The sequence below is a fragment of the Glutamicibacter creatinolyticus genome (assembly GCF_006094275.1).
GTDB lineage: Bacteria > Actinomycetota > Actinomycetes > Actinomycetales > Micrococcaceae > Glutamicibacter > Glutamicibacter creatinolyticus.
In genome coordinates, this window is sequence record NZ_CP034412.1 from 1445186 (window position 1) to 1467793 (window position 22608).

Below are 22608 nucleotides of genomic sequence, written 5' to 3' on the forward strand. Positions count from 1 at the left end.
GGCGTTCCTAGGTGGGGAACTGGCAGTAGTCGTCGGTTTCCCACCAGGGGCGGGTTCAGGAAGAGGGGTCCCAGCTAAAGGCATCGCGTACCGGATCGTGGCGCCAGGCAGCGGCGTTGCGTCCCGGGCGGAAGGCGGACACGGTCGGATCCCCGGGAATCCAGAACCGCCACGGGAAATTGGTGCCGCCGGCGCTCCCGGCGACCCCCACCCGGGGGCCGTGGGCGATGTGCTCTACCCGCTGGGAGGGCAGTTCCAGATGGAACGGGGCAGTGAACAGGTCCAGCCCGTCATGTTCGGCCCGGGTGATGCCCAACGCCGTACCCAGGTTCCCCGGTCCGAGGGCCAGCTGCGCGTGGCTGATGGGCGCGGGCGAGCGGCCATTGGCCGCCTGGTGGCGTTTGGCGGTGCGGCGTTCAACGGCCAGCTCTTCACCCTCCATGATTTCCCCGGCCCGCAGCAGCACCGCCGAGGCGGTGCCGGTGGGGGAGCAGACCAGGTTGATGGCGTAGTGCACCCCGTAGCTCAGGTACACGTAGGCGTGGCCGGGAGGGCCGAACATGGAGGCGTTGCGTTCGGTCTTGCGGTCCTTCGAATGCGAGCCGGGATCATAGGGTGGCGGGGTGCCCACCCCGTGGTAGGCCTCGGTCTCAGTGATCCGCAGGGTAACAACACCCTCGGGGCTTTGGACGCTCAGGCGGGCACCGAGCAGCTGGGGTGCGACCTCAAGGCCGTGGGCGGTGAACAGTTCGCGATCCATGAGGCCAGTATGGCATTGACCGGCCGGGCGCCGGTGGCGGCGTTGATTTTGCGTTGAGTTCTTCACGCTGGCGGCGAATCGGTGCCGAACCGGGCCGGGTTATTGATATTCTTGATGGTTGAGTCCTGTGCGCTTTGCTTCGCGCACCACACGACCTACCGAAAGAAGTGCCCGGCACGTGTTTAATTCACTCTCCGATCGCCTGACAGCCACCTTCAAGAACCTGCGCGGCAAGGGCAAGCTCACCGAGGCCGACATTGACGGTACCGTCCGGGAGATCCGACGGGCCCTGTTGGATGCGGACGTCGCCGTGCCGGTGGTGCGCGCCTTCGTGGCCCAGATCAAGGAACGTGCCCTGGGCGCCGAGGTCTCCGAGGCACTGAACCCGGGCCAGCAGGTTGTGAAGATCGTCAACGACGAGCTCGTTCAGATCCTGGGTGGGCAGACCCGCCGCATCAACCTGGCGAAGAACCCTCCCACGGTGATCATGCTCGCCGGTCTGCAGGGTGCCGGTAAGACTACCCTGGCCGGCAAGCTGGCCAAGCACCTGAAGGCCGAAGGCCACACCCCGATGCTGGTGGCCTGCGACCTGCAGCGCCCGAACGCGGTCAAGCAGCTGCAGATCAACGGTGAGCGTGCCGGCGTGCCCGTCTACGCCCCGCATCCGGGCGTCTCCTCCGAATTCGACACCCCCACCGGTGACCCGGTGGTGGTGGCCCGTGACGGTGTAGCCGAGGCCAAGGCGAAGCTGCATGACGTGGTGATCGTTGACACCGCCGGCCGCCTGGGCGTGGACGCCGAGATGATGGCCCAGGCCGCGAACATCCGCGCCGCGATCAACCCGGATGAAGTGCTCTTTGTCATTGACGCCATGATCGGTCAGGACGCGGTGAACACCGCCCAGGCCTTCCATGAGGGTGTGGACTTCACCGGTGTGGTCCTGTCCAAGCTGGATGGTGACGCCCGCGGTGGTGCTGCCCTGTCGGTGGCCTCGGTGACCGGCAAGCCGGTCATGTTCGCCTCCACCGGCGAGAACCTGGACGACTTCGAGATCTTCCACCCGGACCGCATGGCCAGCCGCATCCTGGACATGGGCGACATCATGACGCTCATCGAGCAGGCGGAGAAGAACTGGGACCGCGGCGAAGCGGAGCGGATGGCGAAGAAGTTCGCCGACCAGGAAGACTTCACCCTGGATGACTTCCTGGCCCAGATGGCCCAGATCAAGAAGATGGGGTCCATGAAGAAGCTGCTGGGCATGATGCCCGGCACCCAGATTTCCCGTCAGCAGCTGGAGCAGTTTGACGAGCGCCAGATTGACCGGGTGGAGGCCATTGTGCGCTCCATGACCCCGCACGAGCGCAACGCACCGAAGATCATCAACGGTTCGCGCCGTGCCCGTATTGCCAAGGGCTCGGGCGTCTCGGTCTCCGAGGTCAACCAGATGCTGGAGCGCTTCAGCGAAGCCCAGAAGATGATGAAGAAGATGGCCTCCGGCGGCGCCATCCCGGGGATGCCCGGTGCCGGCCGCGGCGGGGCCCGCAAGGCCAAGGGCAAGGGGAAGGGCAAGAAACAGAAGTACGGCAACCCGGCCAAGGCCGCCCAGGCGGAGCTGGAGGCCAAGAACAAGAAGGCCAACGCTCCCAAGGGTGCCGCATTCGGGCAGGGCGGGGTCCCGGAGGACTTCGACCCGTCAAGCCTGAACCTGCCGTCCGGGTTTGAGAAGTACCTGGGCAAGTAGCTTCCTGAGCTGTTCGGGGAGGCGACCAACATTGTCGGTCGCCTCCCCGAAGTGTTTTAATTCCGTTTCTGGTGCTTTACCGGGCTTGCTGAGCAGCAGAGGGCTGGTGAAGGGCAAGTAACTTCCTTGGGTGGTCGGTCTCCCGCCAGTAGCATCTTGGCATGACATCACATTCCAAGCACCTTCGTTCCCTGACTCTCATGGGCGTGGCACTCCTTGGTGCTGCCACCCTCTCCGCCTGCACCGCCGAGCAGGACTCTGCCGGTAACACGGAAACCTCCAGTCAGCCTGCGGTCGACAGCTCGCGGTTGGACGCCATCAAGAAGGCCAACCAGCTCAAGGTCTGCACGACCGGAGATTACCGTCCCTTCACCTACCTGGACCCGGAGTCCGGCGAATGGAGCGGCATCGATATCGACATGGCCCAAGACCTGGCAGAGGAGTTGGGCGTGGAGGTGGAGTTCGTACAGACCTCCTGGAAGAATCTCATGCCTGACTTCCTGGAGGAGTGCGACATGGCTGTCGGCGGAGTCTCCATTTCCTTGGAGCGGGCCGAGCAGGCGTACTTCAGTGACGCGACACTGGATGAAGGCAAAACACCGATCACCTTGTGCGAGAACGTGGAGAAGTACGACACCGTCAAGGAAATCAACCAGCCCGGCGTCCGCTCCATCACCCCCATCGGTGGAACCAACGAAAAGTTCGCAGACGAGCACTATCCGGAAGGGGAGATCATCCGATTCGAGGATAACAATGCCATCTTTGACGAGATCATTGCCGGCCGTGCGGACGTGATGACCACGGACGCCTCGGAAACTCGGTGGGTGGCCCACGAGAAGCCCGAACTATGCGCGGTGCACCCGGATAAGCCGTTCAACTTCTCACAGAAGGCATACATGCTCCCGCGCGGGGATGAAACCTTCCGACAGTACGTCAATCAGTGGCTGAACATGTCCAAGAATGACGGCACGCTGAAGCAAGCCGAGAAGCCCTGGTTCGGATAGCTTTCACAGTTATCGGACCCGAGGTGGGTGCCGAAGCCGCATTCGAAAAAGTGGCGTGACAACCCGGGCTGGGGCCTGGACTCTGGCGCCCGAGTTGTCACGCTCCACGGAGCCTGTTCCTAGCTGCGGCCGGCAAAAAGCGCAGGGAAGTCACTGTCCCTGAATTCCCGAGAAGACGTCGTACCCGCACGGTGCTGTGCTTCCTCGTTGTGGCGCAGTTCTACCCGGCGGATCTTGCCGGAAATGGTCTTGGGAAGATCCGAGAACTCCAGGCGCCGGATCCGCTTGTAGGGAGCCAGGTGCTTCCGGCAATAGCCAAGTATTGCCTCGGCGGTCTGCGCGGTCGGGGAGTGTCCTTCGGCCAGGATCACAAAGGCCTTGGGGACCGAGAGCTTCATGTCATCGGGGGAAGGGACCACCGCCGCCTCTGCCACGGCGGGGTGTTCCAGGATCACCGATTCGAGTTCGAAGGGGCTGAGTTTGTAGTCACTGGATTTGAACACGTCATCGGCGCGTCCCACGTAGGTGAGCACCCCGTGCTCGTCCCGTTGGGCAATGTCACCGGTGTGGTAGACGCCATCGCGCATTGCCTGGCTGGTGGTGGCTTCGTCGTTGAAGTAGCCCTTCATCAACCCCACGGGTGGGTTGTCCAGGCGCAGGCAGATCTCACCTTCCTCGGCGACCGCGCCGGTGGTGGGGTCACGCAGTTCCACGGCATATCCGGGCATGGGCCTTCCCATGGCGCCAATGGTGATGCGTTCACCTGGAGGGTTGGCAACCTGGACCGTGGTTTCGGTTTGCCCGTAGCCATCCCGGATCACCTGACCCCATGCTCGGTAGACATGGTCAATGACTTCGGCGTTCAATGGCTCACCCGCCGATACCAGCTTGGTTGGCGGGGTGACCAGTTCTCCCAGGTCCGCCTGGATCAGGTATCGCCAGACGGTGGGTGGAGCGCAGAAGCTGGTGACATTCTTGGACTCCATCTGCTGCATCAGTGCCCGGGCGTCAAAGCGTTCGTAGTTGTACACGAACACGGTGGCCTCGGCGATCCATGGGGCGAAGAAGTTGGACCAGGCGTGCTTGCCCCAGCCGGGGGAGGCGACGTTGAGGTGGATGTCGCCTGGTTCCAGGCCAATCCAGTACATGGTGGCCAGGTGGCCTACGGGATACGAGGTGTGGGTGTGCTGCACCAGTTTGGCCTGGGAGGTGGTGCCGGAGGTGAAGTACAGCAGCAGGTTTTCATCCGCAGCCGTGGGGACGTCCAGCTGGAATTCGGTCGGAGCGTCTTCTGATCCTTGGTAGCCCAGGATCCCCGGTCCTGGCGTTCCGTTCACCTGCACGAGCGTGTAGTTCCCCGGTACCTCACTGAATTTGGGGATCTGCTCTTCATTCGTGACGACCCAGCTCGCGTTGCCACGCTGAATCCGCTCGGCAAGGTCGCTACTTGTCAGTTGCGTGGTGGAGGGGATGATGACGGCACCTAGCTTCATGCCCGCCAGCATGACTTCCCACAACGCGATTTCGTTGCCCAGCATGAGAATCATGGTCTCCGAGCGTTCGAACCCCTGATCGGAGAACCACCGCGCCACCTGTGTGGAACGCCGCGATAATTCAGCCCAGGTGTAGCTGGCGGTGCTGCCATCCGGCTCGGCCAGGATCAGCGCCGGGCTGTTGACCCGTCGCGGGTCTCGAGCGACCTGGTCAAACCAGTCATAGGCGAAGTTGAAGTCCGTGAACTGCGGCCAGCTGAACTCCTCGCATGCCCGCTGATAGTCCTCGCGCAAGGCGAGTAGCTGGTCTCGGGCGGCACGGAACTTTGCGGTGTTGTTCATCTGGGTCCTTTCACCTGCAGTGGCAGCCGCCGCTGTGTCATCAGCACGTGGGGCGCACTTAAATCCCAGACAAATATACTCTGGTGACCAATCTGGACGAAGTGTTGCGACAAACTGCGGGAGGAATTTGTGTTTGAGGCCGCGTTTTGATCAATTGCAATTCTTTTCGTCCCCGCTTCGACGCCTCGGGGACGGCGTTCACGTCGCGGGCTGGCAGCCTGCGTTCACCTATGGGGGTGAACAGTCGCCCCGGTTACAGCGGCAATCTCCGATTTGGCTGCAAGTCATCCTTTGGGTCGACCTCGTTGTGCCGGATACTGCCCGATCTCCGCCTTGGGATGCCCGCTCGAATTGGAGCCACCCATAGGATGAAGCAAAGACCCGATCCTTGGAAGGGAATCCGCCATGAGTACCCAGGAATTCAATACCGCCGCAGCCGTCTTCAATTATGACGTCTACCGCGACGACGCCCAGCAGCGGGTCTTTGAGGCCCTCAGTGCGTTTGACCTCGTCGGCTATATCGAGGCGGCAGACCGCGAGGGTGCCAGTACCTACGTCCACGCAGAACTGGCCCTGAACGAGGACGAGCAGCCGATGACGGCCAGCGCCTCCGGCAACCTGTCGGTCTCCCAGCAGGGCCTGGAGCAGCTGGCCGGGAAGCTGATGGAAGCCAGCGGTGCCGACAGGCTCTACCTGGACGGCGACTTGGCGGCCGGCACGGAACTAGAGCACCCCGAGGACGCCGGAGCCGATGACGAAATGGAGATGGAGACCGACACCGAGGAATCCTTGCAGGCGATTGCCGGTCCAAGCCTGCGCCGCAGCGATTTGGCGTTGTCCGCGATGGGGCAACCAGGCTCGTGGCTAGTGAGGCAAGACGCTTCTGGATTACTCGCGCTGCGCCGCGGCGAACCGGTGGAGATCATCCTTGGGCGCAAAATGGTTCCGGCGCTGGAAATCCTGCGCCACGATGCGGCCTACGAACTGCGATTCCACGCACGCAGGGGAGCCGTGAATGTCAACGGCAGTGTGGCCGCGCAATACTGGATGGGTCCTGCGCAGCGGGCTGTTCCCACTGTCGCGGCAGAAAGCGCCGCGGCAAAGTATCAGGCCGATTTGGCGCAGTGGCTATATGGAATTGACGAGGAGGAGCTGGCCGCCCTGGAGTCGTTGTGGCCACAGGCCGCTCGTGAGCTGCGCGCATTGTCCAACGAGCGCACCGAGGAATCCCTCCGCCAGCTGGTGGGCAACCTGGGGATGCCGTCCGAGCTGATTGATGCGGTGCGTGATGAACTGGATCCCACGGGTTTTGAAACCCTCAAGGGAGGTCTGTTCACCGGTCTCGACCAGGCCCTTGAGGAGGAGATCTCAGACGCCAAGGGAGTAAAGCGACTGATTTACCGGACCGGCTGGAGCCCTTCGGCGTTGGTTGGGTCCTCACTGGTGATCCTCGCGGCCGGCACGCAACTGAACCGGTGGATGCGTCGCAAGGCCAAGCCCGGTGCAGGATGGCGCCGAACCATCATGTTCTTCTGGTACTCCGACGCCATCTACTACCTCGCCCGAGGGTTCCGGCAGGTATTGGCGAAGAGGCTCCCCAAGGCGTAGGAGCCGTACCTACCTCCGAAGGGAGAGCACACAGGAGACAAGAGCAGGCGCTGCCTGACTGACGCGAACTCGTCAGCCAGACAGCGCCTGCTCTTTGTACTACTCCTGCCTACGCATGGGCTGGTGCCGGCCGCTGGGGGAGTTAGGAGCTTTGGGACTTCACGGCCGGAAAGTCCGAGTCGCGGTATTCGACTCCGCTCATCGATTCGCCGCGATGGCGTTCCTCTTCGGCCTTGCGCAGCTCCACCCGCCGGATCTTGCCCGAGATGGTCTTGGGCAGATCCGAGAACTCCAGGCGCTTGATCCGCTTGTATGGGGCCAGGTGCTCACGGCAGTAGGCCAGGATGCTTTCTGCCAGCTCCGGGCCCGGGTCATGCCCGGGCGCCGGGATGACATAGGCCTTGGGCACGCTCAGGCGCAGCTCATCCGGGGCAGGCACGACCGCGGCCTCGGCCACCCCCGGGTGCTCAATCAGCACCGACTCCAGCTCGAAGGGGCTCAGCTTGTAGTCACTGGACTTGAACACGTCATCGGCGCGTCCCACGTAGGTCAGCACCCCGTGCTCGTCCCGTTCGGCAATGTCACCCGTGTGGTAGAAGCCGTCACGGAACGCGTCCGCCGTCTTCTCCTCATCCCCGAAGTACGAATTCATCAATCCCAGTGGGCGGGGATCAAGTTCCAGGCAGATCTCGCCAAGATCCCCCTGCTCACCGGTGGCCGGGTCCACTAACACCACGTTGTATCCGGGCATGGGACGGCCCATCGCCCCAATGGTGATGCGTTCGCCCGGGGGATTGGCAATCTGTACCGTGGTTTCGGTCTGCCCGAACCCGTCCCGAATGACCTGCCCCCAGGCCCGCTCCACCTGGCCAATGACTTCCGCGTTCAGTGGTTCACCGGCCGAGACCAGCTTTGCCGGAGGATTCTTCAGGTGCCCCAGGTCCGCCTGGATCAGCAGCCGCCACACGGTGGGCGGGGCACAGAAGCTGGACACCTGTTCGGCGTCCATCTGCTCCATCAGAGCCTTGGCGTCGAAGCGGTCATAGTTGTACAGGAAGACCGTGGCTTCGGCGATCCACGGGGTGAACAGGTTGGACCAGGCGTGCTTGGCCCAACCGGGGGAGGCCACGTTCAGGTGAACGTCCCCTGGCTCCAGGCCAATCCAGTACATCGTACTCAGATGGCCCACAGGGTAGGAGGTGTGGGTGTGCTCCACCAGCTTCGCCCGGGACGTGGTCCCCGAGGTGAAGTACAGCAGCAGCGTTTCATCGGCCCGCGTGGGCTCATCCAGGCTGAACTCCACCCCAGCGCTCAGGGAGTCGCCATAATCCAGGACACCGGGTGTGGGGGAGCCGCCGACCTGGATCAAGGTGAAGTCGCCGGGAACCGATGCAAACTTCTCCACCTGGTCCTGGTTGGTCACCACCCAGCGGGCGTCGCCGCGTTCGACCCGGTCGGCCAGGTCCGCTGGGGTTAGTTGCACCGTGCAGGGAATCAACACCGCGCCTAGCTTGATCCCGGCCAGCATGGTCTCCCACAACTCGACCTGGTTGGTCAGCATGACAATCATCCGGTCAGAGCGGCGCACCCCCTGATCCGAAAGCCAACGGGCCAGCTGGGTGGAACGCTGGGAGAGCTCCTTCCAGGTGCGCCGGGTTGAGGTGCCATCCATCTCGTTGATGACCAGGGCTTCTTTCCCGCCGCGCTCGCCGGACGCCACCTGGTCAAACCAGTCAAAACCGAAATTGAAGTGGGTGAACCGTGGCCAGCTGAACGTGTCCCGTACTTCCTGGTAGTTCCCTCGCAGGGAGAGCAGGTGGTCGCGGGCGGCTCGGAACTCTTCGGTGACGTTCAATGCGCTTACCTTTCGCTTGCAGGCACGAGGCTTTCCGGATCAAGGGTGATCCACATCACTGGACAATATACTTTGATGTCCAACAATTTGAAAGGGTGCCACCGGGAGACAGGGGTCTGATTAGCGCTGCTCGAAGCGGTTCAGCTTGTGGGTGCCATCGCAGAAGGGCTTGATGGCCGAGCCGCCGCAGCGGCAGAGGGCCACGGTGCCCCGCCGCGGCTCAATGACCTCACCATCGGCGTCCAGGATCTCAAAGTCCCCGCGCACCAGCAGTGGCCCGCGTGGGCACACCGTGATCTGGGTGTTCTCTTGTTTGTTCTCCTGGCTCAAGCGGCTACTCCTGCCGGTTCGCGCAAGGAGGAGTTGCCGGACTCCCAGGCGTCCAGCTGCCAGCGTCCCACCATCGCGTCCACCGCGGCGGCCGCCTGGGCGCCAAAGAAGACATCCGGTGCCAGGTCCGGCTGATCTTCCACCAGCCCGCCGGCCAGGTCGCGTCCGGCGATCTGTTCATGAACCGCGTCGGCTTCCACGTGCTCATCGAAATAGTCCGTGACCGGCGCCTCGAAGCCCAGTCTGCGGAAGCCGCGGGCATAGGCGGTGTTAGGCAGCGAGGACGTCATTTCATAAATGGCCAAATGCCCGGTGATCGCGCCGCGCAGCCGCCGATGCATTCCAAAGAGCGACATCATGTTCACCGAGGCCAGGGTGATCGCCGGTACCTGCTCAATGTAGGCGCCAAAGGTGTTCTCCAGCCCGGCGCCGTGCATGGTGGTCGCGAACAGCTCGCTGTGCATGCGGCTCAGCTGTCCGCCGCCGTACTCATCGGCCTGGATCTCCACCATGGCCGCCTTGGCCCGGCCCTCCAGCCGCGGAATCGCCCAGGTATGCGGATCGGCCTCCTTGAGCTGGTAGACCGACTTGTGAATCAGGAACTCGCGGGCCTGCTCCAGGGTGGCGTGCCGCTGCACATACTTGGACACCGAAGGCCCCGAATCATCGGCGGCCAGTTCAAAGAGGCGTTCGGCCACGGCCTCGGCCCGGGGCTCAACCTCTGGAGCCGAACCGGCGGCCTCCCGCAGCCGGGCCTCGAAGCGTTCCTCAAGCTTCCGGCGCTGGACCAATAGGCTTGGCTCCCACTCCCAGGCGGCATCCACCTCGTCAAACCCGCGGTAGGACAGCTCATAGATGATAAAGAGGCCCAGCTGGATGTCCTCGTCGAACAGCGGGTCACTCTCGGCGACCACAGCCCGGTTGACCACGTCGGCCAGGATCGCGGTATCCGCGCCGGCAGGCTGGCGCAGCACCGAGGCCAGTTCGGTGGTCAGTGGTCCACGAGGTGTTGGAAGCTTCATGGTGTTCCTTCTCTGATGCTGAATGTCGGCTACAAGCCGCTGACGTTGGCCATATCGTGGCAGTATTCTCGGCTCAAGACCAGCGCTGACAGGAAAGGCCAAGGTATGGCATCTGCAAGGCATCGCGCTACACCCGGTTCCGGGCCAACTGGGGTCGCCAACCTGCCGCTACCCCGGTTGGAGGCCGAATACATCCTGCCGCTGAAGTGGGCGGACACCAGTGGCGATGACGAGCTCGTCTCCTACCTTGAAGAATTGTCGCAGTGGGTGGACATCACCATCGTTGACGGTTCGGCGCCGCCGGTCTTTGCAGAGCATCGGCGGCGTTTCGGGCCGCTGGCCCGGCATCTTCCGCCGGAAGGAGTGAAGCCGCCCAATGGCAAAGTGCACGGTGTTCTCACGGGGATTCGCCATGCGCGTCATGAACGGATCGTGATCGCCGATGATGATGTGCGCTATTCCAGGCAGAGCCTAGGGCGCGCGCTGGATTTGCTGGAGCAGGCCGATCTGGTGCGGGTGCAGAACTACTTTGACCCGCTGCCCTGGCATGCCAAATGGGATAGCGCCCGAAGCCTCATCAACCGTGCCTTCGGCTCGGATTATCCCGGGACGCTGGCGGTGCGACGGAGCCTTGTGGCGAGTGGCTACCGCGGTGATGTGTTGTTCGAGAACCTGGAGATGATCCGCACGGCGCTGGCGCGCGGAGGCACCGAAGTGCGTGCGGATGACCTGTTGGTGCGGCGTCTGCCGCCGCAGACTGCCCACTTCCTGGGGCAGCGGGTGCGCCAGGCCTATGACTCCCAGGCGCAGCCGGTGCGGCTGCTGGTGGAGCTGTCATTGCTGCCACTGCTTGCGTGCCTGGCCAGGAAACCAGCCAGGCTGTTGCTGTTCGTGGCCGGCACTGTTGTTCTTGCCGCGTGGGGGCGGCGTGGAACACAGGGTGTTTTCCCGTGGTCCACAGCCATGTTTGCGCCGTTGTGGGTGACCGAGCGTGCCATCACGTCCTGGATAGCCCTGGGCTGGCGGCTGGCCGGCGGAGTTCCCTATGCCGGAGGGAAGCTGAATCACGCGGCGAGCTCGCTGCGGGACCTGCGCAGGGCGCAATCCGGCTTTTAGGGCATCGGAGCGTAGCGCATAGAGCTTTCCGTATGTAACTAGCGAAAACACTACGGCCTGTCGACGAGCTCTGCTGATGCGTCGACAGGCCGGTGTTCGGTTTCGCCTAGGTGTGTTCTGGCTGAGCCAGGGCTGGAGCTGGTTTACTCAGCACGGGCGCCAGGTTTTGCCTCCGGGTGCATAGCACCGCGGTCCGGTGTAGTTGGAGGGACCGCTGCTCTTCTTCCTTGGAGCCTGGTACGTCTTCTTAGGCGTCCGCGGTGCGGTCGGTCGTTGCGCTTTTTTGCGTGGCTGCGTTTGTTGTTGCGTATTGTTTTGCTTGCTCGGCGCCGCGGCCCGGCGCCGCTCGGCGGTAGCCGCCTTTTGCTGCTCTTGCGCCTTTTTGAGCTCCGCTGCGCGTTGCTTTGCCTTCTCTGCCTTCAGCTTCTCCTCTTTTTGCTTTCGCTCGGCTTCCTTGCGCTCCTTTTCTTCCTGCTTCAGCTTCGATTCTTGAGCGCGGTGAGCCTTTTCCAGATCCTCGGCGGTCGAGATGGAGTCCGAGAGCTGTGAACGCAAACCGGCAAAACTTGAGGCAAGAAGGGCGTGCGTGACAGGACTGCGGTCCGGGGTGATGCCGTCAAGGGTCTTTTTCAGTCCGAGTCCCATTGCCACTGCGGCCGCGGCCTCGGCGGCCTGTGAGCCGGATTCTTCTATGGAGTCGCTGAGCTCTTCCGGAACCTCTTCCAAGGCCGAGGCAACTTCGTCAACCTGCGCCGGTACGGTGCACTTGATGTCCGTGCTAAAAAGCCCGACTGAGTTTTCGGAGGCTTTGTTTTGCGCAGCCAACACCTCATCGTAAAACTTGATGTTCGGCTCGAACTTCACAGCGATTCCCAGGCCGAGTGCTGCAATCTCTGCGTTGACCAAGTGCCCATCCTTGAACACGCCGGCCAGGGTTCTGCCATAGCGGTCGGTTCTCTCGACATCGTATTCGAGGTCGACCTTGTCGCCTGGGGAAAGGATCGATTTGAGGTGATCGCTGGCCTCGGAGCCGAGGCACTCCACACCCTTATTGGGGTCTACGGTTTCGGGCGTATCCACGTTGAGGAGCCGAACCCGCTGTTCGGCGCCGGCAATCTTCATATCCACGGTATCTCCGTCGATAACCCGGATTACAGTGCCCTGTGTGTCACTGTCGGCGGTCGCGGCGTATACGACGCCGGAGGTAACCAGTGTTCCGGCAACAAGGCCCGCGACCCACTTTGATTTTGTGCTCAACAAAATGTTTCTCGTTTTCTCAGAAAGTGCAAGTGATTGGGGAGAATAACTCCTCCATCATTAAAGGGTTTTTCATTGAAAACGCCAAAACCTTCGTTCCCCGAGTTAGGCCGGACACGATGTGGTGTGAGGTAGCAGCCGATTCCAGTTATTCATTGAAGCTTCAAGTAAATTCCGGTAGGCTTGAGCCCACGAGGACCAATGATCTGTGCCGGGAAGGTGGCCGCGATGAGCGTGCGCGAAGAGAAACTATCCGATGAGTTGAGCATGAATGCCGTGCAACTCAAGGTCGGGGATATGCGGCTGATGAGCGATTACTACCAGAAGGCCCTGGGGTTGACGGTGCTGGCAGAAGACCACGACGGGCTCACGCTGGGACGCGGTTCCAGTGAACTGGTCAAGCTCCGGCACGCGCCGGGACTGCACCTGCCAGCCCGGGGAGATGCCGGGCTCTTTCACACGGCCCTGCTCTTTGAGAGCCAGGAGGACCTGGCGGCCACCGTCTACACCGCCGCCCGCTTCGACAACACCCGATTCGTGGGATCCAGCGACCACCTGGTCTCCGAGGCCTTCTACTTCACCGACCCTGAGGGCAACGGGATCGAACTGTACTGGGACCGCCCACGCGATACCTGGCGCTGGGAGCAGGGCAAGGTGGCCATGGATACCATCTACCTGGATCCCAACCAGTACCTGGAGGCGTACCTGGGGCAGGCGGCGGTCGAGCGGCAGGCGGAAGCCACCGCCGGAGTGGGGCACGTACACCTGCAAGTCGGTGATGTCTCCACCGCCCGACAGTTCTACGTCTCAACGCTCGGGTTTGATGAAACCACTGCGCTGGGGGACCAGGCCCTGTTCGTCTCGGCTGGAGGCTACCACCACCACATGGCCATGAATGTCTGGAACTCGCGGGGTGCCGGGCCGCGCCGCGACACTCTTGGACTGGGTGAGGTGCTGATCAACGTGCCCAACCAGGATGAGGTCGGTAAAATCGCCGAACGCCTGGACTTCGCGAAAATCCAGCACCACCACACCGGCGAGGAACTGCGCTTCAACGATCCCTGGAACAACCAGCTGCGCGTGGCCGTCGCGTAGATCCCGGCAACGCAAACGGGCCTGATCTCGCGATAGCAAGATCAGGCCCGTCAATCCTTAGGTGCCTGGGGTTTCGGTCGGTTCCTGCGGGGGCTGTTCCTGGATGTCCTTAAGCTGTTCGAAGGACATCATCAGGGACTTAAGTTGCGCGTACTCTTCGGTCTTGGCGTAGGCTCGCATCCGTTCGGCACCCTTTAGATCCGCATCGACGTCGGTTAGTTCATCCTTGGGCCCGATCTTGCGCTCGAAGGTGGCACTGCCGCCCTGATAGTTGAACGGCACCGCAACGGCCGGATAGCCGGCCTGCTGGTCTGGGCTGAGCTCGGTGAGTTCAATGACCGCACTGTCCGGGCTGGCGGCGTCCGCCACGAAGGTCAAGTGTGCGCCCTTCTCCTCATTCAGTGTTCCGCCATCAATCAGGACATTGTCCTTCGCTGGGGGTGGGATGGCCTCCTCGGCCCACGGGTCCGCCCCGGTGCGCAGAGTGGCCATGACCTGGCCATCGGGATTGGTGAATTCGATGCTCGCGGCCGCTTCGGGGTTGTACTGGTAGTACTCGTTGGTGATTTCCTTCATCTGCCAACCCTTGGGCAGCTTGACGCTGAAGTGGCCGTTGGCGATCTGTACCGTCTCGGAATCAACCTCGTGCTCGGTCGTGGCGCTCTGTGAGGCCTTCGGCTTTGCGGGTTCATCGGAGGTGGCCTGCGAGCAGCCGGCCAGCAGTCCCGTTGCCAACAGCATCGAGGCAAGTGTGGCTCCCGTGCGGGTCATTATGTGCATAAAGGCCTTTCGTAGAGCCTGGCGTCGACCTACCTGGCGATACGCCGCTCAAAATCGGAAATGCAGCGGATCAAGCTGATCCGCTGCCATTTGTTCCGACGCTATGCCAGGCGACGACGAGCGAACCAGTTACACGAGGGGACTTCAGTGTCTTCCTAGTGAACATCCGGGCAGCATTGACGGAGAACCCATCCCTTGATGGTGCTTGCTGGCCGGGGTACAAAGGCATGTCGTTGTGGAAGTAGTGCGGGCATGCACAGGGCCACCCGTAATGGGTTGACTAGGGCCTGTTCAGTGCCACGCGCACACCGAATCCGACTAACACGGTCCCGGTGATCCGATCCATGATGGTAACCCCTTTTTCCGTGCGCAGCCACTTGCCCGCCAGGGAAGCACCGAGAATGAGCACGGCTGCCCAGAGCATGGTGAGCAGCACATGGACGGCCGCCAGCGCCAGTCCCATCAGCAGGGCGTTGGCCCCGCTGGGGGTGAATTGGGGAATCACGGCAATGTAGAACACGCCAATTTTCGGGTTCAGCAGGTTCGTGGTCAGGCCCATGCCGAAGGCCTTCCATTTGCTGGAGGCAACGGGAACCTGCACCGCGTCAACCTTCTTGCGCCGCAGGCTGCGGTAGATCATCTGCGCGCCGAGGAACACCAGATATGCGGCGCCGGCGTAGGTCAGGATTTGATAGGCCAGCTGTGAGGCCGCGAGCACCGCCGAGGCACCGGCCGCGGCAATGACACCCCACGCCAGTACTCCCGTGCAAATCCCCAGGGCAGCCACCGCGGCTTCGGCGCGGCTGCGGGCCACCGCTGAGCGCAAGATCAAGGCGGTGTCCACCCCGGGAACCAGGGTCATCAGCGCGGCCACCACGGCAAAGGAAAGCAGGGCAGAGGTAACGGTCATGAAACAAGGATAAGGGGAAGAGGTGACTGCCCTTGCGGGAGCAGGGTTCGGTGCTTGAAGCCGTGCGCCCGGTTACTCCCGGCTTCTCCTAGGCGCGCTTCAGCAGGGCGGCAATGGCCTGCCCGCCACCGATGCACAACGTCACCACGGCAAATTGGCCATCCTTGCGAACCAGTTCCATGGCCGCCCGCAGCGTGAGGATCGCGCCGGTAGCTCCCACGGGATGGCCCAGCGCTATCGCTCCGCCATAGGGGTTGACCCTATCCGCCGGAAGATTCGCATCCCGGATCACCGCCAGGGCTTGTGAGGCAAACGCTTCATTCAGTTCAATGACATCAATGTCCTGCGGGGACAGGCCCGTCTCCTCAAACAGCTTGCGCAGGGCAAAGGTCGGCGCGTAACCCATGTACGCCGGATCCATGGCCGTGACGGTGACGTGTTCCAGGGTCGCCAGCGACGGCAGGCCGTGGGCGCGCACATAGGACTGCTTGGCCAGTACCAGGGCCGCAGCCCCGTCATTGATGCCCGAGGAGTTGCCGGCTGTCACCGAGCCCCGTGGGTCAAAGACCGGCTTGAGGCCGGCCAGCGACTCCAGGCTCACCCCGGGGCGCGGATGCTCATCCACGTCCTGGGCTTTACTTCCCACCAGGGAGGCGTCAACGATTTCCTCGGCAAACGCCGCCCGGGCCTCTGGACCGGTGGCCAGCTGCTGGGACCGCAGCGCAAACTCGTCCTGGTCTTCACGCGTGATTCCGTACTTGCGGGCGACATTCTCGGCGGTGGTGCCCATGTGCTTGTTGCTGAAAGGGTCGGTGAGCATAGCCAGGGTGCCATCCAACAGCTTGCGGTGTCCCAACGTCCTGCCGCGGGAGGCGGAGTAATCCAGATACGGCATGTTGGTCATGGACTCGTTGCCGCCGGCGATCACCACCTCGGTGGCGCCGAAGGCCAGTGACTGTGCGGCGCTGAACACCGCCTGCAGGCCACTGCCGCACAACCGGTTGACGTTGAACGCCGTTGTCCGCTGCGGCAGCCCGGTACCCAGGGCCACCCGGCGGGCGTTGTAGGACTCGGGCCCCACCTGGCCAATGCACCCCATGATGACCTCGTTCACGGCATCGGCGGGAATCCCGCTGCGCTGCAGCGCCCCGGAGGCCGCAGCCGCACCGAGCTCCGCGGTGGCCAGGTCCTGGTAGAGTCCATTGAACTTTCCAACCGCGGTGCGCGCCCCGGCGATGATGGCAATCTCGTCGCTGTGCTCCACGTCCAACTCCCGATCTTCAGCCCAAGGTTTTTGACAGTCTACGACAAGACCTACGCTGTCGAAGTGTGGCGTCATCAAGCGAAGTTCAACCGGTCCTGCCGAGCATGCCGCGTGAGGCCGCGCACAGCCGTGCGTGAGGTGGAGCATGCCAAGTTGCCCCGCAGATAACGACTGTTTAACGATTGGTTGCCACACCCCGAATCGGTTAGGTGTCACGGTGCTAAAACTTGGAAACTGGAACTCATGACCTCGAACCATGGCCGTGTGCTGCGTGCCGCTGCAATGACCCTCACCGGACTTTTGGCCCTCAGCGGGTGTGCTGTCAGCCAGCCTTCCGCCCCGGATGACGTCAATTCGCTGCAGCAGCTGCCGGACACCACCGCCAGCAGTGAAGCCGAGGGAGGCAACACCCAGCTCACCGGGCTGAACCGGGTCACCACCAGCAATGAGCGGCTGCACATGTACGCCGCGCACCTGGAGCTGAAGGATCACCCGCAGATCAGCCGGGCCACCCGGGAATCGGTCACCGCGAGCATTGACGCTTTCCTGGCTGATCACCAGGACGCCCTGGATGAGGACGTAACCGCCAAGCCGGAACTGAACATCAACTCCCAGGCTGCCTCGGCTGACCAGAGCGTGCTCGGGGTCTCGCAACAGATCTATGAATTCGCCGGGGCCTCTGGCGCCAACAGCTACCGCACCCAATGGTTTGATGTTCAGCAGGACCGCGAAATTCCCACCGGGGAACTGTTCTCCTCGTCCGAAGCCTGGGACCACGTGCGGCAGATGCTCGCCGAGCAGGCCAACAGCAAGGCCGGCATCGATCTGGAATCCGTTACGGATCTTCCCGAGGAGGCCACCGATGACGTTCAGTTCACCACCAGCGGGGACCTGCGGGTCCAGGTGGACGAATATCTGATCGCCCCGGGGTCCGAGGGCACCATTGTGCTGCAGCTGGATGCCGGGCGCGTCGACGGACTGCTCTCGGATTTGGGCCGCGCCGCGCAGGGTTCGGTGGTCGAGCATGATGCGGCGCCAACCCCGGAACCGGTTCCCGGGACATCGGAGAGCGGCTCGGCGACGCCCGAGGAAGAACAGCAGCAGAACACTCCGGCCCAGGTGCCCGAGGTCAGCCAGGTGGACTGCAGGGAAGCCAAGTGCGTGGCGCTGACCTTTGATGACGGCCCCGGTGCCAGCACCGGGTACCTGCTCGATTCGCTGAAGAAGGAAGGGGTCCCGGCCACCTTCTTCGTGGTGGGACCCAACGCCCAGGCGCGCCCGCAACTGCTGCGGCGCATGCAGGCCGAGGGGCACCAGATCGGCAACCACACCTTCTCCCACCGTTCCCTGCCCGCCCTGGCCTCCTCGGAAGTGGCCAAGGAACTGCTGCGCACCGACGAGGCCATCAGCTCGGCCACCGGGTACAGCTCAACACTGGTGCGCCCACCCTATGGCGCCCACAACAAGGACGTGGACCGGATCGTGACCTCCCCGCTGATCCTGTGGGATGTGGACACCCTGGACTGGAAGCACCGCAACACCAACAAGACCATCTCCACCGCCATGGATGAGGTGCGTCCCGGGTCGATTATCTTGATGCACGACATCCATGCCAGCACGGTGGCCGCGGTCCCAGGGCTGATCCGAGAGCTCAAGGACAAGGGCTACACCCCGGTGCGGGTGGACCAACTCTTCGCCCACTCAAAGCTGAGCGCCGGAAAGGCGTACTACCGAGGCGAACACCCGGCTTCGTAATATCGGTACCTGGGAACGGGGCGCGCCGGCAGCCGGTTGAAAAGATGGCAACAGCCCGTATCAACAAGGACGGCTGCTGAATCCCACTGTGTTGCCTAGGGCTACGTTGTCCCTGCCGCCCGTGAACCGACGGCAGCCTGGCAGGTGGGGGAGGGGAAAGAGCTCTGGTACGTGTTGCAGCCAACACGACCACGGAATTGGTTTCCCTTGCCCTGCTCTGGCATAATTGCAGGGTACTCGATTTGATGTGGCCCCTCTCTCCATGTCAGGTCCTGTCCTTAGAACCAGCCCAGTATGGCTTGCCCCACAAGCGCAGAAACCGCTGGTTCGACCATGTTGAGAAACAGGAGTGACCACAAAAGTGGCCGTTAAAATTCGTTTGAAGCGCTTCGGCAAGATGCGCGCCCCTCACTACCGTGTGATCGTCATCGACTCGCGTGCCAAGCGCGATGGCCGTGCCATCGAAGAGATCGGTGAATACCACCCGACCGAGAACCCGTCGAAGATCCGCATCGACTCGGACCGTGCCCAGTACTGGCTGTCGGTTGGCGCTCAGCCGACCGAGCAGGTGCACGCTCTGCTGAAGATCACCGGTGACTGGCAGAAGTTCAAGGGCATCGAGGGCCAGGAAGGCACCCTGAAGGTTGCCGAGCCGAAGCCCGAGTTCGTTGCCCCGCAGAAGGGTTCGGTGATCCTGCCGGAGGCCGTCACCCCTAAGGCTGACAAGCCGGCCGAGGCTGAAACCGCTGAAGCCACCGAGGCTGAGTAACCATGCTCGCAGATGCGCTTGACCATCTGGTGCGCGGCATCGTCGACGAGCCGGAGGACGTCAGGGTTGCCCTGAAGTCCACCCGGCGCGGAGACCTGCTGGAAGTGCGCGTGCATCCCGAGGACCTCGGTCGCGTGATCGGGCGTCAGGGCCGCACCGCACGGGCACTGCGCACCGTGATGGCTGCGCTGGCCAACGAGCCGATCCGGGTCGATGTGATCGACACGGACCGCAACCGTTAGCCGCGAAACCTTGAAGTCTCGCGCAAGGTGACTTCACTGCAAGGGGAGTTCCCGCCCAACCAGGCGGGAACTCCCCTTGCGCTTTCCAGCCCTTTGAATCACCCACCATCTTTTGCTGCTGCCGCACTAGACTATTGCCCAGACAGCACCACCGGGGGTTGCGGCCCGCCCGCCGCAACCGCACCTATAGTCACCGCCTTCCTAAGGAGAATGATCACCCCGTCATGCGCATGCAGGTTGCACGTATCGGCAAGCCCCACGGTATCCGCGGCGAAGTCACCGTCCAGGTCCTCACCGACGCCCCGGAGGAGCGCTTCGTCAAGGGCGCACAGTTCCACGTGGTCAACGGACCGGTCGAGCGGCTGACCATCCGCAGCGCCCGGTGGAACAAGGCCATCCTGCTGCTGGGCTTCGAGGAGATCGCGGACCGCAACGCCGCCGAGACGCTGCGCCAGGCCCGCCTCGAATTCGACACCGAAGACGAGCAGGAGGATGACCAGGACCAGTGGTACGAGCATGAGCTCGTGGACCTGAAGGTCATGCTGGAGGGCGAACAGGTCGGAGTCATCACCGAGATGCGCACCGGCACCGCCCAGGACCTACTGGTCTTTAAGGGCAATGACGGTGAGGAGGTCTTCCTGCCCTTCGTTGAGGAATTCGTTCCGGAAATCGACCTGGAGGCCGGCACCATGACCATCACCCCGCCGGCTGGCCTGCTCGAGGTCAACCGCGAAGAGGGCGGGAAGAACTAGCCCATGCGCATCGATGTCATCTCGATCTTCCCGGAATACCTTGCCGCCCTGGACCTGTCGCTGATCGGCAAGGCCCGTACCCAGGGACTGCTGGATCTGAACGTCCAGGACCTGCGCGAGTACACCTACGACCGCCATCACAAGGTGGATGACACCCCCTATGGCGGGGGAGCGGGCATGGTCATGAAGCCCGAGCCCTGGGGTGAGGCGCTGGATGCGGTGCTGCAGACCCACTCCAGCTCCGAACTTCCCACGCTCATCGTCCCCTCCCCGGCCGGAGCCGTGTTCAACCAGCAGATGGCCTACGAGCTGGCCGAGGAAGAGCACCTGGTCTTCGCCTGCGGACGCTACGAGGGCATTGATGAGCGCGTCATCGACTACGCGCACGAACGCTTCAACGTCATCCCGATATCCATCGGGGACTATGTCCTAAACGGGGGAGAGGTGGCCGTGCTGGTGATGGTCGAGGCCATCGCCCGACTGATCCCCGGGGTCATCGGCAACCCGGAGTCGCTGGTGGAGGAATCCCACTCGGACGTGCTGCTGGAATACCCCGTCTACACCAAGCCGGCCTCCTGGCGGGGCCGCGAGGTGCCCGAGGTGCTGCTGGGCGGCAACCACGGCCGGGTCGCCCGCTTCCGGCGCGACGCGCAGATCCAGCGCACCGCAGCCCGCCGCCCGGATTTGATCACCCAACTGGATCCCAGCACGCTGAACCGCAAGGACCGCGACCAGCTGTGGCATGCCGGGTTCGCGGTGCAGGATGGGCAGGTCATTCGCAAGTCCGAGCTGGACTGGGACGCGGAGTCGTAAATCACCGTGGCCTCGCCCACGGTGCGTTGGCACTAGGGCGCAGGGTTATGGCAGAATTAACTCTTGGTGTGTTTTGTCTTGCCGCCTGCCGCAGGGGGCGTTGCAGACATGAGAAACCACCGCACCGACAAGCTAGAGCCTTGTCGGTGGCTATGACGTTTCAAGGGCATGTGCACCGCACATGCGCCTTGCCAATAAGGACAGGTGACCTGCGGCAGTTGTCCTAGGAGATGCACCAATGCATATTCTCGACGAGCTGGATTCAGCTTCACTGCGCAACGATGTTCCCGATTTCGGTCCGGGTGACACCCTGAACGTTCACGTAAACATCATCGAAGGCAAGAACTCCCGTGTCCAGGTCTTCAAGGGCTATGTCCTTGGCCGCCAGGGCCGCGGTATCGGTGAGACCTTCACCGTCCGCAAGGTTTCCTTCGGCGTGGGCATCGAGCGTACCTTCCCGGTACACTCCCCGATCATCGACAAGATCGAGGTCGTGGCCCGCGGTGACGTGCGCCGTGCCAAGCTGTACTACATGCGCGACCGCCACGGTAAGGCAGCTCGCATCCGCGAGAAGCGCGAATTCGGCACCAAGAAGTAGTCCGCATTCTTCCATGAATCGGATTGCGCGCGCCGAGCGAGCAGTCACAAAGCGCCGGACCTGGTCTTGGGTCTGGCGCTTTGTCATTGCCGCCATCATCCTGGGATTCCTGGCCACCATCACCATCAGGGCCACGCTGCTGGATGTCTACCACATCAAGTCGGTCTCCATGCAGCCCACGCTGAACCCCGGTGAATCCATTCTGGTGGATCTGCGCGCCTACGGTGAGCAGGGACCAGAACGGGGGGACATCGTGGTCTTTGACGGACGCGGCTCCTTCCTGCCCTACCAGCGCGCCTCCTTCGCCGACACAATTTCCCGTGCCCTGCACTGGAGCGGCTCCAACTCCAGCTACGTCAAGAGAATCATCGGCGTGGGCGGGGACACCGTCGAATGCTGCAGCCCCGACGGGCGGCTGATGGTCAATGGCCACCCCATCGCTGAAGAGTACGTCATGCACGGCAATGCGCCCAGCGAGCAGAAGTTCAGCGTCCAGGTGCCCGAAGGGCGGATCTGGGTGATGGGGGACCACCGCGAGAAGTCCGAGGACTCCCGCTCCCTGCTCGGCGCCAGCGGCGGGGGCATGATCCCAGTGGATCGGGTGCTGGGCGAAGTCACGGAAGTGATCTGGCCGCTGAAGAAGCGCCACCCCGTCGAGTAGCGCACCGACCTTGCTGTAGGACCACCCCAGCAAGTTCCTCGCCGCGGGAAAGCAGCCGCACGCGGGCTGCACGTTTAGATGTCATGGCTGATCAGGTCCTTATATGACGTGGCCGTGAAAAAGATCTTTAAGACGCTTGCGCGGGCGGTCCCGATTCTCCCTTTACCGCTGTCCGAGCGTGCGCCACGCGTGCATCGGCATTGCCCACCGGCGAAAGAACTCATGAATGCCATGTGTCACACTGCTCTGACCTCGGGCAAATAACAGTTGGCCGATCTCTAACTGCACGGGTCGGTGGCCCAGGAAACTCGTCTAGGCCGGTGACCAGCCGGTGACTAGGGAAGAGGCGCGACTGATTGCGGAGCGATGGCAAGTTTCCTGCCTTGAAACTGATTATCTCCTGTGGATAGGGTTTCGATTTGGTAACACACCTGTGCCCTG

The 22608-nt window shown here is 62.8% G+C and carries 21 protein-coding genes; 12 read left to right on the plus strand and 9 right to left on the minus strand.

Annotation, left to right across the window (positions count from 1 at the left end):
• Positions 1–55: 55 nt before the first annotated feature.
• Positions 56–760 (minus strand): DNA-3-methyladenine glycosylase, encoded by a 705-nt coding sequence (locus GcLGCM259_RS06530; protein ID WP_138926124.1) that lies wholly within the window; start codon positions 758–760, stop codon positions 56–58.
• 178 nt (positions 761–938) lie between these two features.
• On the opposite strand from GcLGCM259_RS06530, the gene ffh reads away from it, so the two are divergent.
• On the plus strand, positions 939–2501 hold the full coding sequence (ffh, locus tag GcLGCM259_RS06535) for a signal recognition particle protein (RefSeq protein ID WP_138926125.1): 1563 nt from the start codon (positions 939–941) through the stop codon (positions 2499–2501).
• Positions 2502–2662: 161 nt separating this feature from the next.
• Entirely contained in the window at positions 2663–3505 is an 843-nt protein-coding gene (locus tag GcLGCM259_RS06540; protein WP_138926126.1) for a transporter substrate-binding domain-containing protein, read from the plus strand.
• A 119-nt stretch (positions 3506–3624) separates the two neighbouring features.
• Here the strand turns inward: GcLGCM259_RS06540 and GcLGCM259_RS06545 are convergent, their stop codons facing one another.
• Positions 3625–5340, minus strand: a complete 1716-nt coding sequence (locus GcLGCM259_RS06545; RefSeq protein WP_138926127.1) for an AMP-binding protein — start codon at positions 5338–5340, stop codon at positions 3625–3627.
• A gap of 405 nt (positions 5341–5745) precedes the next feature.
• Between GcLGCM259_RS06545 and GcLGCM259_RS06550 the strand changes: the two genes are divergently transcribed.
• Complete coding sequence (locus GcLGCM259_RS06550) at positions 5746–6948, plus strand: hypothetical protein (protein WP_138926128.1); 1203 nt, start codon at positions 5746–5748, stop codon at positions 6946–6948.
• 142 nt (positions 6949–7090) lie between these two features.
• Here the strand turns inward: GcLGCM259_RS06550 and GcLGCM259_RS06555 are convergent, their stop codons facing one another.
• The 3 genes from GcLGCM259_RS06555 to GcLGCM259_RS06565 form a co-directional block, all read right to left on the minus strand.
• Positions 7091–8803: an AMP-binding protein gene (locus tag GcLGCM259_RS06555; protein ID WP_138926129.1), complete on the minus strand. Its 1713-nt coding sequence runs from the start codon at positions 8801–8803 to the stop codon at positions 7091–7093.
• 120 nt (positions 8804–8923) lie between these two features.
• On the minus strand, positions 8924–9133 hold the full coding sequence (locus tag GcLGCM259_RS06560) for a CDGSH iron-sulfur domain-containing protein (RefSeq protein WP_054820397.1): 210 nt from the start codon (positions 9131–9133) through the stop codon (positions 8924–8926).
• Positions 9130–10155: an iron-containing redox enzyme family protein gene (locus GcLGCM259_RS06565; RefSeq protein ID WP_138926130.1), complete on the minus strand. Its 1026-nt coding sequence runs from the start codon at positions 10153–10155 to the stop codon at positions 9130–9132. Before GcLGCM259_RS06565 ends, GcLGCM259_RS06560 begins: the two co-directional genes overlap by 4 nt.
• 177 nt (positions 10156–10332) lie before the next feature.
• On the opposite strand from GcLGCM259_RS06565, the gene GcLGCM259_RS15265 reads away from it, so the two are divergent.
• Entirely contained in the window at positions 10333–11271 is a 939-nt protein-coding gene (locus GcLGCM259_RS15265; RefSeq protein WP_217496561.1) for a glycosyltransferase family 2 protein, read from the plus strand.
• 147 nt (positions 11272–11418) lie between these two features.
• On the opposite strand, the gene GcLGCM259_RS06575 is transcribed toward GcLGCM259_RS15265, so the two are convergent.
• The gene (locus GcLGCM259_RS06575) at positions 11419–12528 is read right to left on the minus strand and encodes a thermonuclease family protein (protein ID WP_138926131.1); all 1110 of its coding nucleotides are present in this window, start codon (positions 12526–12528) and stop codon (positions 11419–11421) included.
• Positions 12529–12747: 219 nt separating this feature from the next.
• Between GcLGCM259_RS06575 and GcLGCM259_RS06580 the strand changes: the two genes are divergently transcribed.
• Positions 12748–13623, plus strand: a complete 876-nt coding sequence (locus GcLGCM259_RS06580) for a VOC family protein (RefSeq protein WP_425459801.1) — start codon at positions 12748–12750, stop codon at positions 13621–13623.
• Between the two features lie 57 nt (positions 13624–13680).
• Here the strand turns inward: GcLGCM259_RS06580 and GcLGCM259_RS06585 are convergent, their stop codons facing one another.
• From GcLGCM259_RS06585 to GcLGCM259_RS06595, 3 genes are all read right to left on the minus strand, one after another.
• Positions 13681–14364, minus strand: coding sequence for a hypothetical protein (locus tag GcLGCM259_RS06585; RefSeq protein ID WP_138178472.1), 684 nt, complete (start codon positions 14362–14364; stop codon positions 13681–13683).
• Between the two features lie 319 nt (positions 14365–14683).
• Complete coding sequence (locus tag GcLGCM259_RS06590) at positions 14684–15313, minus strand: LysE family translocator (RefSeq protein WP_138926134.1); 630 nt, start codon at positions 15311–15313, stop codon at positions 14684–14686.
• Between the two features lie 88 nt (positions 15314–15401).
• Positions 15402–16577: a thiolase family protein gene (locus GcLGCM259_RS06595; RefSeq protein WP_138927190.1), complete on the minus strand. Its 1176-nt coding sequence runs from the start codon at positions 16575–16577 to the stop codon at positions 15402–15404.
• Between the two features lie 243 nt (positions 16578–16820).
• Here GcLGCM259_RS06595 and GcLGCM259_RS06600 point away from each other — a divergent pair, with 243 nt between their 5' ends.
• The 7 genes from GcLGCM259_RS06600 to lepB all read left to right on the plus strand — a co-directional run bounded on the left by GcLGCM259_RS06600 (position 16821) and on the right by lepB (position 22167).
• On the plus strand, positions 16821–18332 hold the full coding sequence (locus GcLGCM259_RS06600; RefSeq protein ID WP_138926135.1) for a polysaccharide deacetylase family protein: 1512 nt from the start codon (positions 16821–16823) through the stop codon (positions 18330–18332).
• A gap of 361 nt (positions 18333–18693) precedes the next feature.
• Entirely contained in the window at positions 18694–19101 is a 408-nt protein-coding gene (gene rpsP, locus GcLGCM259_RS06605) for a 30S ribosomal protein S16 (RefSeq protein ID WP_138178431.1), read from the plus strand.
• A 2-nt stretch (positions 19102–19103) separates the two neighbouring features.
• Positions 19104–19343, plus strand: coding sequence for an RNA-binding protein (locus GcLGCM259_RS06610; RefSeq protein WP_054820390.1), 240 nt, complete (start codon positions 19104–19106; stop codon positions 19341–19343).
• Positions 19344–19573: 230 nt separating this feature from the next.
• Complete coding sequence (rimM, locus tag GcLGCM259_RS06615; RefSeq protein WP_342773594.1) at positions 19574–20095, plus strand: ribosome maturation factor RimM; 522 nt, start codon at positions 19574–19576, stop codon at positions 20093–20095.
• Between the two features lie 3 nt (positions 20096–20098).
• Positions 20099–20908: a tRNA (guanosine(37)-N1)-methyltransferase TrmD gene (gene trmD, locus GcLGCM259_RS06620; protein ID WP_138926136.1), complete on the plus strand. Its 810-nt coding sequence runs from the start codon at positions 20099–20101 to the stop codon at positions 20906–20908.
• A gap of 238 nt (positions 20909–21146) precedes the next feature.
• Positions 21147–21506 carry a 50S ribosomal protein L19 gene (rplS, locus tag GcLGCM259_RS06625; protein ID WP_138178428.1) on the plus strand — a complete coding sequence of 120 codons (360 nt, stop codon included), beginning with the start codon at positions 21147–21149 and terminating at the stop codon, positions 21504–21506.
• 13 nt (positions 21507–21519) lie between these two features.
• Positions 21520–22167: a signal peptidase I gene (gene lepB, locus GcLGCM259_RS06630; protein WP_138926137.1), complete on the plus strand. Its 648-nt coding sequence runs from the start codon at positions 21520–21522 to the stop codon at positions 22165–22167.
• Positions 22168–22608: the final 441 nt, after the last annotated feature.